This window comes from Collinsella aerofaciens, assembly GCF_019131995.1.
Classification (GTDB): domain Bacteria; phylum Actinomycetota; class Coriobacteriia; order Coriobacteriales; family Coriobacteriaceae; genus Collinsella; species Collinsella aerofaciens_S.
In genome coordinates this window covers 33857-49125 of sequence record NZ_JAHONA010000016.1, presented here as the reverse complement: position 1 = coordinate 49125, position 15269 = coordinate 33857, and the positions used below count along the sequence as shown (strand labels likewise).

General features: G+C 62.1%; 14 protein-coding genes. 1 reads left to right on the top strand and 13 read right to left on the bottom strand.

What is annotated here, in order from left to right:
• Positions 1 to 116: 116 nt before the first annotated feature.
• From KSY82_RS06555 to tmk, 13 genes are all read right to left on the bottom strand, one after another.
• On the bottom strand, positions 117 to 1202 hold the full coding sequence (locus KSY82_RS06555) for a hypothetical protein (RefSeq protein ID WP_217750610.1): 1086 nt from the start codon (positions 1200 to 1202) through the stop codon (positions 117 to 119).
• A gap of 126 nt (positions 1203 to 1328) precedes the next feature.
• A complete protein-coding gene (locus KSY82_RS06550; RefSeq protein WP_217750609.1) occupies positions 1329 to 2414 on the bottom strand; it encodes an isocitrate/isopropylmalate dehydrogenase family protein in 1086 nt (361 codons plus the stop codon).
• 6 nt (positions 2415 to 2420) lie between these two features.
• Positions 2421 to 3119 (bottom strand): HEAT repeat domain-containing protein, encoded by a 699-nt coding sequence (locus KSY82_RS06545; protein WP_217750608.1) that lies wholly within the window; start codon positions 3117 to 3119, stop codon positions 2421 to 2423.
• A 15-nt stretch (positions 3120 to 3134) separates the two neighbouring features.
• Positions 3135 to 3563: a hypothetical protein gene (locus KSY82_RS06540; protein WP_138340214.1), complete on the bottom strand. Its 429-nt coding sequence runs from the start codon at positions 3561 to 3563 to the stop codon at positions 3135 to 3137.
• 5 nt (positions 3564 to 3568) lie between these two features.
• The gene (locus KSY82_RS06535; protein WP_217750607.1) at positions 3569 to 4648 is read right to left on the bottom strand and encodes an NAD(P)-dependent oxidoreductase; all 1080 of its coding nucleotides are present in this window, start codon (positions 4646 to 4648) and stop codon (positions 3569 to 3571) included.
• A 92-nt stretch (positions 4649 to 4740) separates the two neighbouring features.
• A complete protein-coding gene (locus KSY82_RS06530) occupies positions 4741 to 5694 on the bottom strand; it encodes a DegV family protein (RefSeq protein WP_138113329.1) in 954 nt (317 codons plus the stop codon).
• Positions 5695 to 5774: 80 nt separating this feature from the next.
• Complete coding sequence (gene hpf / locus KSY82_RS06525; protein WP_035137685.1) at positions 5775 to 6359, bottom strand: ribosome hibernation-promoting factor, HPF/YfiA family; 585 nt, start codon at positions 6357 to 6359, stop codon at positions 5775 to 5777.
• A 317-nt stretch (positions 6360 to 6676) separates the two neighbouring features.
• A complete protein-coding gene (locus KSY82_RS06520) occupies positions 6677 to 7702 on the bottom strand; it encodes a substrate-binding periplasmic protein (protein WP_254881751.1) in 1026 nt (341 codons plus the stop codon).
• Positions 7703 to 8435: 733 nt separating this feature from the next.
• On the bottom strand, positions 8436 to 9545 hold the full coding sequence (locus tag KSY82_RS06515; protein ID WP_217750605.1) for a hypothetical protein: 1110 nt from the start codon (positions 9543 to 9545) through the stop codon (positions 8436 to 8438).
• 10 nt (positions 9546 to 9555) lie between these two features.
• A complete protein-coding gene (locus KSY82_RS06510) occupies positions 9556 to 10362 on the bottom strand; it encodes a ComF family protein (protein ID WP_254881750.1) in 807 nt (268 codons plus the stop codon).
• A gap of 102 nt (positions 10363 to 10464) precedes the next feature.
• Positions 10465 to 12165, bottom strand: a complete 1701-nt coding sequence (locus tag KSY82_RS06505; RefSeq protein WP_217750604.1) for a PSP1 domain-containing protein — start codon at positions 12163 to 12165, stop codon at positions 10465 to 10467.
• Positions 12156 to 13283 carry a DNA polymerase III subunit gene (locus KSY82_RS06500; protein WP_217750603.1) on the bottom strand — a complete coding sequence of 376 codons (1128 nt, stop codon included), beginning with the start codon at positions 13281 to 13283 and terminating at the stop codon, positions 12156 to 12158. The genes KSY82_RS06505 and KSY82_RS06500 overlap by 10 nt, the downstream gene beginning before the upstream one ends.
• 1 nt (position 13284) lies before the next feature.
• The gene (tmk, locus tag KSY82_RS06495; RefSeq protein ID WP_217750602.1) at positions 13285 to 13995 is read right to left on the bottom strand and encodes a dTMP kinase; all 711 of its coding nucleotides are present in this window, start codon (positions 13993 to 13995) and stop codon (positions 13285 to 13287) included.
• A 240-nt stretch (positions 13996 to 14235) separates the two neighbouring features.
• On the opposite strand from tmk, the gene KSY82_RS06490 reads away from it, so the two are divergent.
• Positions 14236 to 15219 (top strand): zinc-ribbon domain-containing protein, encoded by a 984-nt coding sequence (locus KSY82_RS06490; RefSeq protein WP_217750601.1) that lies wholly within the window; start codon positions 14236 to 14238, stop codon positions 15217 to 15219.
• Positions 15220 to 15269 lie beyond the last annotated feature (50 nt).

Genomic DNA, 15269 nt, shown 5'->3' with positions numbered 1-15269 from the left:
ACGCGCATAAAGAAAGCCTCCCATTTCTCATGTCCAAGAAATGGGAGGCAGTTCATTGTCCGTTCTAGCGGGCTTAATCAGGTAGATCGGTTAGCGCGCAGTAGTGCAGGCAAACCTTACGCAAACAGGCCGTAGATGCTGATGTTGGCCTTGGCGTACAGGCCGTTAGCGTACTCGGTCCACTTGGAGCTGGCGCTTGAAGCCTGCGAGGAATACTGCTGGTAGGCGGTGTAATAGGCGGTCATGGCCTGCTTATAGGTAGCGCTATCGGCCGTAAAGGCATCATCAGCGAAGGCCTTGGCATAGGTGCTATCGGCGTCCTTCCAGGTGCCCTTCTCGCTATCCCACTCGTCGCCGGCAAGGTTGATGATGTAGTCGGCATAGTCCTTGCTCGCGGTCTCCTCGTTGCCGTCAGCAGGCTCGGTCGGGGCGGTCGGCATGCTCGCGGAGCTATCGCCCACCTTCTTCTTGTAGAGCTTCTGCAGCGTCGCGGACTGGCGGACGATCTGCTTGGCCTGATCCTTGGACACGCCATACTGCGTGGCCATGGTCTTGTAGTCGGAGGTGCCGATGGAATCCTCGGCGTACTGCTTCATTTCCTTGGAAGAGACGGTAATGCCCTCGTCCTCGGCAGCGTCCAGCAGAATCTGGTTGCGCACGTAGGACAGGATAACGTCGGCAGAAGGAGCGGTGTAGTTGCCATCACTATCCTTGACGGTGTCGAGGCTGTACTGGCTCTCGATGGCCTCGCGCGCGGTGATATCGCTCTTCTTGCCGTTGTAGCTATAGCTTGCCACGGTCGAATCGAGCTGGTCCTCGGTCAGGGTCGCCGAGCCGACACCCTTGCCGCCAAAGCCGCCATTGCCAATAAAGAAGCCGACCACCGCAGCGATCACGACTGCAACCACAAAGGCGGCGATCATCGTCTTCTTGTGCTTGCAAGCGTGGTCGTCCACGTCGGAGTCGTCGTCCTCGTCCTGCTCCTCAGGCATAAGGTTCTCGTCGGCGGCGTCCGCGGCGATCTTTGCCTCCAGGCGAGCGTCTTCCTCCTCGGCGGTCGTGCCGGCGGCAATATGTTCGGCAGACGTGCCGGCGACCAGGTCGATCTTCTCGTCCTCATCACCGTCGGGGCCTTCGCCGCGCTCGATGATCTGGATGCCGTCGATCTCGTCCTTCTCGTCCTTCTTTTGAATCAGACCCATATCAGTTACTCCTTGTTAGGAAACATAGTCCCCAATAGAATACGCCCGGCAGAGCGCCGGGCGTATTGATTCTTAGGTTATACGCAAACACTTAAGTACTATTTAGGCGTTTGCAGCGTGCATACCTTAGACCAGGTGCGCGATAACGGCATCGGCAAAGGCCTGCGTGCCCACAGCGCCCTCAACGGAGCCGGTCTGGGCACGACGCACGTCACCGGTAACCTGCTCGCCCTCGTCGAGCGTGGCAGATACGGCGGCGCGAATGCGATTGGCCGCGTCGTTCTCGCCCAGGTGATCGAGCATCATCGCAGCAGAGAGGATCTCGGCCGTGGGGTTGGCGATATCCTGGCCGGCGATATCGGGCGCGGAGCCATGCGTAGCCTCAAAGATTGCGCAGTCGGCACCGATGTTGGAGCCGGGGGCCATGCCCAGACCGCCCACCAGGCCGGCGCACAGGTCGCTCACGATGTCGCCGTACAGGTTGGGCAGCACCAGGACATCGAAGTCGTTGGGGTTCTGGACCAGGCCCATGCAGGTGGCGTCGACGATCTTGTCGTTGAACTCGATATCGGGATAGTTGGCGGCCACCTCGCGCGCCACGCGCAGGAACAGGCCGTCGGTCGCCTTCATGATGTTGGCCTTGTGCACGGCCGTCACCTTTTTGCGGCCGCAGCGGCGGGCATACTCAAAGGCGTACTCCACAATGCGGCGGCTCTTGGCGATAGAGATCGGCTTGATCGAGATCGCGGAATCGGCGGCGAAGGTCTTTTGGCCCGAACGCTCGACGAGCTGCGAGAGCTCCTCGACCTCGGCAGCGCCCTCATCGAACTCGATGCCGGCGTAGAGGTCCTCGGTGTTCTCGCGCACGATGACCAGGTCGACGTCGCGGAAGCGCGAGCCGTCGCCCGGCTGCGACAGGCAGGGGCGCACGCAGGCGTACAGGTCGAAGTGCTTGCGCAGGGCCACGTTGACGCTGCGGAAACCCGGGCCGACCGGCGTGGTGATGGGGCCCTTGATGGCAACCTTGGTCTCAGCGACCGCATCGAGCACGTGCTGGGGCAACGGCGTGCCAAACTCGTCCATGACGCCGGCACCGGCCTCCTGGACGTTCCAATTGATCTGGACACCGGCAGCCTCGACCACGCGGCGCATGGCCTGCGTAATCTCGGGACCGATACCGTCACCGGGAATCAGGACTACATCGTGCGCCATAATCTGTTACTCCTCGTCTTCGGCGTCGTCAGATTTTTTAACGCTAGCACGCTTCTTCTTTTTGGAGAGATCCAGGCCAAAACGTTTAACAAGCATTTCGCAAATCTCGCTCGAACGGGCCTTGAGATAGCTGCCCTTGCCGTTCTCGGCGTCGAACTTAAGGCGCAGCGCGAGCTTCTCGGCGACCTCGGCGTCAATCTCACCCTGGCCAAACTCGTACAGGCAACCGAGCATATCGCGATACTCGAGGTCGCCGTGGTAGCACTGGATGGCCTCGTCCAGGATGGGCCAAGCCTCGCGCGAACGCTCGACACTTGTGGCGCCCCACACGCACAGCAGGCGGAAGGCGGCATAGCGCAGCGTGGAGGAAATCTCGTCGAACAGCGCGGTCTCGGCGCCCTCAAAGGCATCGCCCAGCTGCTCGGGGCAGGTGATGGCGAGCGCCGTCAGGGCATCGAGGGCCTCCCAGCGGGTCTGCGCCTCGGGGCGGTCGAGCGCCTCGATCAGCGCGGGCACGCAGGGCACGACGCGCTGCGGGTCACGCTCGGCCAGCAGATGCAGCACGCGGGCGGCAAACTGGCGGATGCGGCGCGTGGGGCAGCCGAGCTCCTTGACCAGACGGTCGACGGCGTTCTCGTTCTCCTCTGCCAGCTGAAGCTGTGCCAGCTCCTCGTCGGTGAGCTGTTCTTCCTTGTTTTCTGCCATAGTTACCTCTTCTTACTATTTCTTAGCGTGCTTGCCAGCACCCTTGCTGTCATCGGTGACCGAGATGAGCTGTCGATCGGCTGCACCATTGTGACGCGCACGGCGACGCTCCTCGGCGTCGCCCGCGTCGGCGGCGGCGCGGTGAGCCTTGTTGACGTTAAAGACCTCGTCGTGCTTGCGCCACGGACCGACGGACTCGCCAAAGCTCATCTTAAGGCCGGCGATAAAGCCGCCGAGCCAGCCGATCGGCGCAAACTGCACCAGCGGGAACAGCGAAAACACCCAGGTCAGTAGAACGACTGCCGCCGCGCCTGCAAAATTGGCAATCCAGTAGTCGCGCTTGGTAATCACGCGCTTTTCGCAGGCCCACTGGCCGCACAAAAAGCCAATGTAAATCGCAAAGATAAAGAGCACCAGCGCTAGTACCACGAACGTCCAGCTCATGGGCGCTACTCCCCGTGATGGTGGCCGCAGCAGCACTCATGGTCGTCGTCATGGCCGTGGCCGCCGCAGCACTCGTGGTCCTCGCCATGGTGGTGGCCGCAACCGCACTCGTGGTCGTCGCCGTGCTCGCCGCAACCGCAGCCTTCCTCGTGAGCACCGTGCTCCTCGGGACGATACTGCGACCAGTCCAGACCGGCGGCAATGGCGTCGGCCTCCTCCCTATAGAGTACCGTGATGGCCTGGGTACCCAGCTTGGCGCCACCGATGGCGTCGAGCATGTCGTAGAGCGTAAAGGCCACGTCGGCACCGGGCAGCGCGAGCTCGCGATCGTCGGCATAAGCGAGCGCCAGGCGCAGGTCCTTAATGAAGTGCTCGACCATAAAGCCGGGCTTGTAGTCGCCGTCGAGCGCCTTGGGAGCCAGGCTCTCCATGGCGCCGGACTTGCCGGTGCCGCCCAAGATCATCTCGCGGGTCTTCTCCAGGTCAAGGCCGCTCAGCTCGGCAAATGCCATGGCGTCTGCCATGCCGACCATGCAGGCGCCCAGCGACACCTGGTTGGCGAGCTTGGCAGCCTGGCCCTTGCCGGCGCCGTCGAAGCAGCAGATGTTTGCCGCAAAGGTGGAAAGGATATCGCGGACCGGCGCGATGTCGTTCTCGGTGGCGCCCACGATAGCCGTGAGCGTACCGGCGATAGCGCCCGACTCGCCGCCGGTGACGGGGCAGTCAAACGCCATACGGCCCGTGACCTGGGCGGCCTCGGCAATATCGCGCGCGAGCTCGGGCGAACTCGTGGTGAGGTCGATCAGAACCGCGCCGGGCTTGGTGCATGCGAGCAGGCCGTCGCCCGCCAGGTAGAGCTCTTCGACCTCGGAGGGATAGCCCACCATGGTAAAGACGACATCGGCGTTCGCCGCGGCATCGGCCGGCGTATCGGCCCAGGCGGCACCGCGCTCGATAAGCGCGGCGGCCTTGGACTTGGTGCGGTTGTTGACCGTGACGGGATAGCCGGCATCCAGGATATGGCCGGCGATGGGGGCACCCATGATTCCGGTGCCGATAAATGCGACAGAGAGCTTGTTTGCCATGAAACCTTTCCTTTTGGGTTGGGTGTTGTTACCAGGTTGAATACTCGGTGCCAACGCTTGAGCTGCGGGGCGCCCGCGGTTGTAACGCCTGTCTACTCACCGCGCACACGGCGCGCGATGCGATCGGAAAGCGAGGCTTTCTCGGCGCGATTCTTGCCCCAAAACGCGCAGGCCACCATGCCGGGGCCCACGTGCGAGCCAATGGTGGGACCCACGGAGCTGCGAATGATCGTGACGTCGGCGCAGCCTTCCTCCTTGCGGATGGCGGCTTCGAGCCAGTCACCGTCCTTTTCGGCATCGGCCGTCATGATGGCGATGGGCATGGTGCGGTCGGGCACGTAGTTCTCGCGGAACGACTTGAGGATGGACTTGAGCGCCTTCTTGCGGCCGCGGTTGACGCCGATCAGCGACAGCGAGCCGGCAAGGTCGTAGGAGAGCTCGGGCTTGACATCGAGCTTTGCCGTGAGCTGCGCCGCCGCGGGCGGAATGCGGCCGCCGGCAGCCAGCGCGTCAAAGCTCTCGAGCGTAAAGTAGCCGTGGACGTAGGTCTTCGCCTCGTTTGCCCAATCGACCAGTTGCTTGGCGGTCAGCCCCGCCGAACGCTGGCGCACGGCCTCGAGCGCCAAAAGTGCGCCGGTCGCACAGGGTAGAGCGTTGTCGACCACATAGAGCTCAAAGTTGGGATACTCGGCGCGCACGGCATCTGCCGCCTGGCACGCGGAGTTGTAGCTCGACGACAGCGCCGAGGTAAAGCACAGGTAGACCGTGGGCGTGCCCTCTTTGGCGCACTCGGTAAAGAACTCGATATAGCGACCGAGCGACACGGCGGAGGTAGACACGCGAGCGCCTGCTCTCATGCGGTCGTAGAACTCCTTAGGGCTCATGCTCGACCAGATATCGTCCGTGCGCTCCTCGCCATCGATGATAAAGGGGAAGCCCAAGATATCGACATCGAGGTTCGCGGCGACCTCGGGGCTAAAGTCGCAGCAGGTATCGACGACGATGCGGCAGCGGTCAGAATGGCCGGTAGATGCAGCCTTGTCCATCAAAGCGACTCCTTACGTAAAAAAGGCGGCCATCCGCATGGGATGGCCGCCAGCCGTTAACTCATGCAAGTTAACGTATTTTACTCGTCAAGTGTTTCGATACGGGGCTTGATGATGCCATATCCACCATTCTTACGGTGATACACCACATTGATGAGGCCAGTCGTCGCGTTCTCGAACACGTAGAAGTCGTGGCCGAGCAGATCGGTCTGCACCAGCGCCTGCTCCTCAGTCATCGGGGTGACATCGATGACCTTCTCGCGGACGAGCAGGTCATCCTCCTCCTCGGGCAGCAGCAGGTCGGCCAGATCCTCGACGCGCTCGACCGGTGCGACATCCGCTGCGCTGGCACCGCCCTGGCGGTTGTCCACGACCTTGGTCTTGAACTTGCGCAGCTGGCGGGTGACCTTATCGGCGGAGAGGTCGATGGCGGCGTACATATCTGCACCGTGCTCGGCAACGCGAATCACCGAACCGCGGGCACGAACCGTAACCTCGACGATTGCCGGATTGGGGTTCGAGGGGTTCTTCTCATAGCGAAGTACAACGTCGACCGTCATGGGCTCGATATCGAAAACCTTGAGCGCCTCGCCGATCTTCTCATCCACATGCGCACGCAGAGCATCGGTTACCGTCGTCTTGCGTCCAGAAACCTTGATATCCATACGTGGCTCCAATCTGCCTCGGGGACTTACTGTACTGGCTATGTACCCATTGCCGTGCATTTAATCACGCGGATTCCCAAAGACCCGAATAACGATTGCTTGATACCGCATACCGAAGTCTCGCACTTTTCCGTGGCAAAGTGCGCTATGGGAGGGCGTCGGCGGCTTTGTATTTGGTCCCGAAAATTAGCTTTGACCTGCTGGTTTTATTGGGATGAAAAAGCCGGGCTCCCCTATTGGGGAAGCCCGGCAGTGCGTGTTGAAACCGTGAAGAGGTGTCCTTTCCAACGTATAGGAGACACCACCCCTAGCAATAACTAGCTATTAAGTTTGTTAATGTCGTCGTCGGTGATGGTGCCTTCCTGGCTGGACGATTTGTCCTCGGAGGATGCGGTCTCATTGTTGGAATCGGAGGACTCGCTGCCGGAGGACGTGGTCTCACTGGACTCAGAGTCGCCCGGTTGCACGTTAGCGCCCGAAACCGTCTTAGTGGTGAAGTCGTAGGGCATCGTGCCATACCAGACGCAGTGGACTGCCTCGAGCGTACCGTCGACCGTGATGTCGTCGAGGGCATCGCTCACGGCACGGCACAGTTCGTCATTGGACGAGAGGCCCGCAACACCAAGCGTCGAGGGCGCCTCGAGCGCACCGACATAGGAGACCTCGCTCATCAGGCGTGCAAGGTAGCCGCCGACCGTGGAGTCGCAGATCACATAGTCGACCTCACCGGACTCGAGCGCCTCAAAGCACTCGTTGATGTTGGAGTAGGTCTTTTGGTTGGCGGTGATGCTCTGCTTAGCAAGCGCCTCCTGCGAGGCCGAGGACATCTGGACACCCAGGGTGGACGTGTTAAGGGTATCGGTGGAAACGCTTAGCGAACCACCATCGCTGGTTTTACCGAACACGGAAGCGGCATCGTACAGGCAGGTGCCGAGCGAGCTAACGTCCCCGTCTGTGGAGTTGATCTCGCCGATAAAGATATCAGCCTTTTTGTCGCCGAGCGCGGAACCCGCCGAGGACGCATCGACAAAGGCGACCTTAAGGCCCATGCGGCTTGCGAGGGCGCGGGCGGCGTCGACCGCATATCCCGTGAGCTCGCCGTCGGCGCCCTGCATGGCCTGCGGCGCATCGGAAGTATCGAGGGCAACCGTCAGGGTTCCGGGAGTGACCAGGGCATCGTCCGACACCGCCGGCGTGACCGTCTCGTACTCGATCTGGTCGATCGTGGGAGTCGTGAACGTAGACAGCGGGTTGAACGCGCATCCGCTCAGGCCCAAAACGGCAATGACCGCTGCGGTCCCAGCACCTAACCGAGCCGCGTGCATCAAGCTGCCCCTCACCATGTCCACTACCCTGCCTTCTGTGTCGTATACAATCCGTGCGTTGCGCGGAATATCAGGTTGTTCCCACCAGCTGACCTGGTATTTGACCCCACACTTGCGCACCGGGGTGTTTGCTCGGGAGGCCGCAGCCACCTTCACGACTGACCCGCTCGCCCGCGAGGCGGTATTGCCCCAAAGAAAGTAGAACGGACGGTGCGGCTTACATCTAGGACGCGCCATGATCGCGCCGCGCACACGCGGTCGCTTACGTGGATCCCTTTGACCGCGTCTGTCTTGGACTAGGACGGGCATTTCGTCCGTCCGCAACCACAGCCTGGTAGGAACGAAGCGCATTATAGCTAAGTTCAAGCTAAAGTTTAAGGTTAGGGGCGTCATTCGCATCGCGAGTACAGATTTCGCAGGTCGGAGCGGGCTATTCGTGCCCCCATGAAGCCCGGAGCTCCCCCACGGGGAGCTCCGGGGCACCCGTCTCAGGGCGCCCTGTGCAAAAAACGGCAAATATGAGTACTGTCACCAATTTAGTAGCAGCGTATTACCGCCTCACGAGCCCTTTTTGAGTTCCGCACAGCCTGCTTGGCGCCAAGATATTCCACATTCGTTTACTATCTCTTCGCTGAATCCAGATTTTCGGCCCAAGTTTCTTTGTTTTTGCTGTCACTAATCTAGTAACAGTACTCATATTTGCCGTATTTTGCACAGAGCATATAAACAGACCCCCTATAAAGCCATAGTTTTACGCTGGCTTGAGCCCAAAGCACGCTCGGAGCGTATTCAGCAGAGCATCTTGCCTCTTTCGACGAGCCTCTACGCGATTCTGATATCGCTTACCCATACGCTGGTGGATGCGCCATGTGAGCGCTTCCATCGCTTCCATGTCGCGGAGCATTTCGTTGTTGACCGTCGCGACCTCGATTCCCATAGTAATCAAGCCCGTGTTGCGTTTTTCATCATGGATACGTCCCCTCCGGGAGGAATGACCCAGCTCACCGTTGTATTCCAGGTCAAACCGGGCTGCCTCCTGATACGCATCGCAAACTGCATGCGGCATCCCCGAGATTGCCTGCGCGCGGTCATCGAACTCAATCTTGTAGTCGGTCTTAAAGGGACCGCAGGCAAATCCGCCATAGGAAAACGGAAGCGAAAACAGAGCGAGCATGATGCACTCCATGGGCGAGCGCAGGTTTTCTGACAAGTAGGGACACAGACGCTGCAGTTGTTTGGCCGCATTCCCCTTGCATACCGCGAGGTAATCTGCCAGACGATCGGGCGTCAGCACCGGCTCAACCTCAAAGTAGCCCACGTCTGCTGGCTGGTCCTTGTCCTTTGCAAGTTTATTCGTAACGGGCGAGGTGTAGGGAGGCAGATACTTCCCGCGGTCACTCAGTGAAATCTTAGAGCACAGCTCCTGGGCCAGGGCAAATGCCTGGATACAGCCGACCTCGCGGGCGACGACAACACAAAGGGCCTCGGGAGATAGACTGTACACCCCTGGTTCCACCTCTAGAATCGAGCCGGCGGGCAACCCAGAGCATACGGACCAGCCCACGCTAGGCATGCGGCGGCGCTGCGCCGCAGATCCCACCAGCAAGCAAAGATCTTCTTGCACCTCGCCGCTTGCGGCCCCAATCCGCACCAAGTCGGGAAGATAGATGTCCTCGGTCGAGGGCGACGACGTGCGCAGCACACGGCGCTCTTCATCGGGATTGAGGTCCCTCCAGCTGATGTAACCCATTTTTCGGCGCTCGGCGCGCATCATGCGTAGCGCCGAGGCGCCTGTTAGGATTACGGAAGCCGCCAGCTGTTCGTCTGTCGGCTCGTTGCGCCGCTCAATCTTCACTGCCACAAAACCACCCCTACCAAACGCGTGCGATAGCGAGGCCATCAACGGCCACGGCACCGGCGCGCTTGAGTTCCGCCGAAGCCGCTGCCATCGTCGCACCCGTGGTGATAACGTCGTCGATAAGCAGCAAGCGGCGGCCGTGCACGTCCTCAACCGTCTCGTACATGCCTTGGGCACGCTCGCGGCGCTCCTCACGACCGAGTTCGCGCTGGTCGCCATGCCCGTACTTGACGAGCGCATCGAGCAGGGGAACACCCGACAGCTCGCAAAATGGGCGCGCAATAGCCTCCATATGATCAAAACCACGCCGCCGAAACGCTGCCGCCGTCGCAGGCACAAACACCACCGCATCCGCACCGGACAGCACACCTCCGTAGCGATCGGGCGCTACGACCTGGGCATGCAGGGCGGTGTCGTAGAGCAGCTCCGCCAGATACGGAGCCAGACATCGCTCGTCCGCATCCTTGTACGCTTTAATGATGCGCGGCAGCGGATGCGCATAGACGGCGCACGCCAGGCAGCGGTCGAGCGCCTCCGCCATTGCCGAGGACGTGCCCTCGACCGAACACTCAGTGCACAGCAAATCCCCAAACGGAGCGCCGCATCGGGTGCAGCTATGACGTGGGTCGATGAGCGTGAGCGCAGCCAGGCAGTCTTGGCAAATAAGCGCACCGGCGCGCTCGCAGCCGGCACATCGTGTTGGCGACAATGCCTCGAGCGCCTCGCGTGCCACCCGCTCGGCAAACGGTAGCAATTCGTCCGCAAACGGTAGGGCACCGGCACCCTGCAGACAGCTCAATATGTTCAAACGGCTCTTCAAGACACAACCCTCCCTACGTTCGGTCGCAGGGAGGGTTGTTGATTCGGCGCTATGATACCCCGATGCGCTCGGGGCAAGGCGGGTTACATCCGCTTACGGACGTTATTCGCCGGCAGGCGGTTGTGGTGCGGACGAAGACGGGGTCGAGCCCTCGCCACCATCCTGGCGCGGCTTGCGGGAACGGCGACGGCGACGGCGCTTTTGACCCTGGTCGGCCGAGCCCTCGCCACCGCGATCCTCGCGCGGCTCGCGCTCGTCGCGAGCGGCGCCACGCGAAGCCTTGGCAGCCGCTCCCCCGCCATCTCCGGGACGACGGCGCGTGACCTTGACCTCGCCATCCGAGACCTGATCGGCCACGGAGGGCACTGAGGGCTTCTGTTGCGCGCCCGAGGAATGGCGACGGCGCGGACGCGGCGCGCGCTCCTCCTCGCCACGTGACTTGCCGCCCTTGTCGGCAGGCGCATCGGAGACCGAGGGGCCCTTGGAAGCGGCACCAGCCTCGCGAGCAGCTGCGGCGCGGAAGGCGTCCTCGCGCTCCTCGCTCGACAGATGACGGCGACGACGGCGTGTGGGGTTCATGCCACCGCCGCGATTCTGCTGCTGGGGCTGCTGAACCTCGCGCTCGCGAGAGGCGTTCTTGCCCGCGGCTGCAGCCTCGGTAGCATCGCCCGAGCCCGCGCGCTTGCGGCGGCGACGGCCATCGGCCGCCCCCTCGGCCTCGGGCGCCTCGGCCTTGCCGCGGCCCTTTCCGCGGCCACGGCCCTCGCCCTGGCTCTGAGCAGCGCGGGCATCGGAATCGACGTCGCGACGACGGCGCTTGGGCATCGACGTGCCGGCCAGACGGTCGGCACTCGACAGGCCATCGCCCACGTCGACGCCGTTCTCGCGATCGAGCTCCATGAGCGCCAGGCGCATCTCGGGCGACTCGATGCGCTCGAGCACGTCGCGCGTCACGCAGTCGGGGCGACAGCTGCAGCCCTGCTCGGCGGCCTTCTTTTTGCAGCCCTCCGAGCACGTCATATCGGCTAGGTTGACCTTAAAGACTTTGCCGTTCTCCAGGCGCAGCACCAGCTGCTCACGCGGCGTGTCATACTCCTGGATACGCGCCTTGCCAAGCGGCGTATCGATGAGCGTCTTCTTTTTGGGCGCACGGCTCTTAAAGTCCTTGTAGGCCTCGAACTCGTAGCGCAGGCAGCACATCAGACGACCGCACACGCCGCTGATCTTGGAGGAATTGAGCGGCAGGTCTTGCTCTTTTGCCATGCGAATCGAGACGGGCTCAAACTGTCCGCCAAAGCGCGTACAGCAGAGCTCCTGTCCGCACTGGGCATAGCCGCCCACCAGGCGGGTCTCGTCACGCACGCCGATCTGGCGCATATCGACGCGAATGTGCAGCGTCGAGGACAGGTCCTTGACGAGCTGGCGAAAATCGACGCGCTCCTCGGCTGCAAAGTAGAACACGGCCTTCTCGCCGCCAAACAGGTACTCGACGCCCACCGGCTTCATCTCGAGGTCGAGCTCCTTGACCAGGCGGCGGAAGTCGACCATGGCCTCGTCGCCCTGGATGGCCAGGTCATCGGCAAGCTGCAGGTCGATGTCGCTCGCCACGCGCAGCACGGGCTTGAGCGGCTGACCGATCTCGTCCTGCGGCACCTCGAAGGGATCGGCCGTGACCAGGCCGATCTCGGTTCCGCGCTCGGTGGAGCAAATGGCATAATCGGCCTCGAGGATATCCAGATCCTGCGGATCAAACCACAGGTCGCGCGAGGCGTAGGTAAACTTAACGGGTACGACTAACGGCATTTCAGTGCCTTCCTGATATCGAACAGCATGACCTCGATGGCCAGCTGGGGAGTAACGTTTCTGGCGATGTTGCGCTCGGCGGTCGCGACTGCCTCGAGCGCCCGCGTGGCACCCGCAACATTGGTCGCGGCGGCAAGCCGACCGATCGTGTCGCGCACGTCTTCGTTCACCACGTCGGCCGCCTCGTCCTGAAGCGTCAGCAGCACGTCGCGCATGAGCGTCCGCGCGCTCGCCAGCGCTTCCATGATACCCGAACGCTCGCGCGCGTTGAGTTCGCGCTTGTTGCGGTCCTCAAGCTGCTTCAATGCTCCACGCGACAGGTAGTCGGCGTTTTGCTCGAGCACCTTTTCCTGCGTGGACTTGACCTCGGCGAGCGGCGCCTTAACGGCGACGATGAGTGACTTGGCGCGGCTGAGTACGTCGGCCTCGTCGGCGGCGATAAGCGAATCGATGGCACGAACCATCTGACGGCGGGCGTCCTGGCGCTCGGCGCTCTTGAGGAACTCGATACCACGCGTGGGGCTTCCCGCTACGGCGACGGCCATGCGGCAACGCGCGGGGTCCTGACCGGTGGCGCGGCTCACGGCCTGCGCGGCGACGGCAGGCGATACCAGCCGAAACGGCACGCACTGGCAGCGGCTCACGATGGTGGGCAACATCACGTCTGCCGAGGTGCCCAGCATGATAAACATAACGCCCTCGGGCGGCTCCTCGAGTGTTTTGAGCAGTGCGTTGGCGGTGTTGGCGCGCAGTTGCTCGGCACGGTCGATGATGTAGACCTTGGCCTTGGCACGGATGGGCGCCAGCGGCACGTCGTCGAGCAGCTCGCGGGTCTGGGCGATGAGGTAGCCCGTGGCGCTCTCGGGCGTGTAATAGTGCACGTCGGGGTGCGTATGGCGGGCGACGCGCACGCAGCTATCGCATGAGCCGCAGCCATCCTGATCGCACAGGAAGGCTTGGGCGAGCGCCCACGCGGCGTCGAGCTTGCCCGCGCCGGGCGCGCCCAAAAACAGGTAGGCGTGCGATGCGCGACCACTGGCGACGGCATTGGTCAAAAAGTCGCGCACGCGCTCTTGGGTGTCGAGCTTGGCCAGCAGGCTTGCCTGAGCGGGGGCCATGTTACTCGGCCTCCTGGGCAAGCGCGGCGGTGACGGCATCCTGGGCAAGCGCGGCGGTGACGGCATCCTGGGAAATGTCGAGGCCGTAGGCGCGAACCTGCTCGACCGTCTTCTCGAAGACTTCCTCGATGGTCGCGGTCGCGTCGATGAGCTTTACGCGGTTTGGTTCCTCGGCGGCAATGGCGCAAAATCCCTGGTAGACGCGCTCTTGGAAGGCCATGCCCTTGGCCTCCATGCGGTCGGCCGCACCGCGGTCGGCCATGCGCAGCGCCGCCTGCTCGGGCGTGATGTGATAGACGAGCGTGAGCGCCGGGTGCGTGCCCGCGACGGCCAGGTTGTTGGCATCGCGCACCATCTGGCGATCGAGGCCATCGGCAAACGCCTGATAGCAAGTTGTGGAATCGTAGAAGCGGTCGCACAGGACCACCTTGCCGGCAGCAAGAGCAGGCGCGATGACCTCGTGCACCAACTGGGCGCGCGCGGCCTCGTAGAGCAACAACTCGCAGGTGTCGCCCATCGCCGTATTGGCGGGGTCGAGCAGCAGGGCGCGGATCTTTTCGCTGATGGCGGTACCGCCCGGCTCGCGCAGGCTCACAACCTGGTAACCAGCGAGCTCGAGCGCACGGGCAAGTAGGCGCGCCTGCGTGGACTTGCCGGCGCCGTCGACGCCCTCGAGCGTGATAAAGCTATGTTGAGCGGGCTCAGAAGCCATGGGCGCATCCCCTTCCCACAAGGCGCGAAAGTGCAAGTTATAGCAACCAAGCCATGATACCCCAGCGTCCGGCGCGTCCCCAATGGCTAATGGTGCCTTTCCAAAGTTGCGGTGAAATAGGGACTGATTGAAGCTCTGAGACCGCCAAACAGTCCCTATTTCACCACAACTTATGATGGGGAATTTTTTGCGCTGGGTATAATCGTCGTATTGCATTGAAATGTGGCGAAAGGAGTGGCAATGTCTCGGTATTGCGCCTCGTGCGGCAAGCTTCTTGCAGATAATGCCAAGTTCTGCACCTCGTGCGGTGCACCCGTTGAGCAAACAGCCGCGAGCGATAGCCAGCCCGCTTTTGAGCAGACCGGCTCCCTTGATACGCCGCAAGCCAAGGCGGACGACCCCCTCGCCTATCGCCCCGACCCCGCCGCAAGCCCCGCGGCCGTCGAGACCACGCAGCGCATACCCGTCGCGAGCGGCTCGCCCCAACAGCAGCCGGCTCCCGCATACGCGCCCGCTTCGCCACAGACCCCCGCTCCCAAAAAGAGCGGCGCCGGGCCGCTTATCGCCGTTATCGTTGTGCTGGTGGCGATCATCATCGCCCTGGTCGTTTTCTTTGTGATCAAGCCTTTCGACAGCGCCGCCACGCAGACGACTGCCGAGGTAGCTAAGCTGCACCATGACGTCGACGACGATGACCTAAAGCCTCTCGGCGATCCCAACAGCCTGTACGACGATGATGACGATGACGACGAGGATGGCGGCGAAGCAACGCTCTCCGAGCAGAATCTCTACCGCCGACTGAGCGAATACTACGACTTGCTCGAAGACCTCGACAACTACGTCCGTGGCTGCGCGCAGAACTTCAACGGCAGCTATCTGGAAGAGGATCGAACCACCCGTCAAAATCTCGCCGACGTCGCCGAGCGCACGGAGGACACCATCGAGCAGTATTACGACATCGTCGAGGACCTAGACGTCCCGACGAGCTCCAAGAACTACAGCTCCTGGAAGGACATCATCGCCCTGTACGACGACCTGGATCACCGCATTGACGCAATCTGTGATGCCTGGGAGATCAGCCTGAAATACGCCAAGCCTGCGGACCACAAGAATGAGATCGTGGCGCCGCTGTCGCGCGACAACGTGGCGGGCACCAATGACAATAAGTACCGCCTAGACTTTGAGGAGCGCTATCCCAGCGCCAAGCCTGTCGAGGTGAAGTAATCCCAACAACTGATCAAAACTTGCGGTGGAATAGGGATTAATTAGGCCTT

Excerpts from the sequence above, each read along its gene's own strand:
- KSY82_RS06545 (WP_217750608.1), bottom strand. The coding sequence starts at position 3,119 with ATGGCAGAAAACAAGGAAGAACAGCTCACCGACGAGGAGCTGGCACAG.
- tmk (WP_217750602.1), bottom strand. The coding sequence starts at position 13,995 with ATGGCTTCTGAGCCCGCTCAACATAGCTTTATCACGCTCGAGGGCGTC.
- KSY82_RS06500 (WP_217750603.1), bottom strand. The coding sequence starts at position 13,283 with ATGGCCCCCGCTCAGGCAAGCCTGCTGGCCAAGCTCGACACCCAAGAG.
- hpf (WP_035137685.1), bottom strand. The coding sequence starts at position 6,359 with ATGGATATCAAGGTTTCTGGACGCAAGACGACGGTAACCGATGCTCTG.
- KSY82_RS06555 (WP_217750610.1), bottom strand. The coding sequence starts at position 1,202 with ATGGGTCTGATTCAAAAGAAGGACGAGAAGGACGAGATCGACGGCATC.
- KSY82_RS06505 (WP_217750604.1), bottom strand. The coding sequence starts at position 12,165 with ATGCCGTTAGTCGTACCCGTTAAGTTTACCTACGCCTCGCGCGACCTG.
- KSY82_RS06535 (WP_217750607.1), bottom strand. The coding sequence starts at position 4,648 with ATGGCAAACAAGCTCTCTGTCGCATTTATCGGCACCGGAATCATGGGT.
- KSY82_RS06520 (WP_254881751.1), bottom strand. The coding sequence starts at position 7,702 with ATGGTGAGGGGCAGCTTGATGCACGCGGCTCGGTTAGGTGCTGGGACC.
- KSY82_RS06540 (WP_138340214.1), bottom strand. The coding sequence starts at position 3,563 with ATGAGCTGGACGTTCGTGGTACTAGCGCTGGTGCTCTTTATCTTTGCG.
- KSY82_RS06490 (WP_217750601.1), top strand. The coding sequence starts at position 14,236 with ATGTCTCGGTATTGCGCCTCGTGCGGCAAGCTTCTTGCAGATAATGCC.
- KSY82_RS06530 (WP_138113329.1), bottom strand. The coding sequence starts at position 5,694 with ATGGACAAGGCTGCATCTACCGGCCATTCTGACCGCTGCCGCATCGTC.
- KSY82_RS06550 (WP_217750609.1), bottom strand. The coding sequence starts at position 2,414 with ATGGCGCACGATGTAGTCCTGATTCCCGGTGACGGTATCGGTCCCGAG.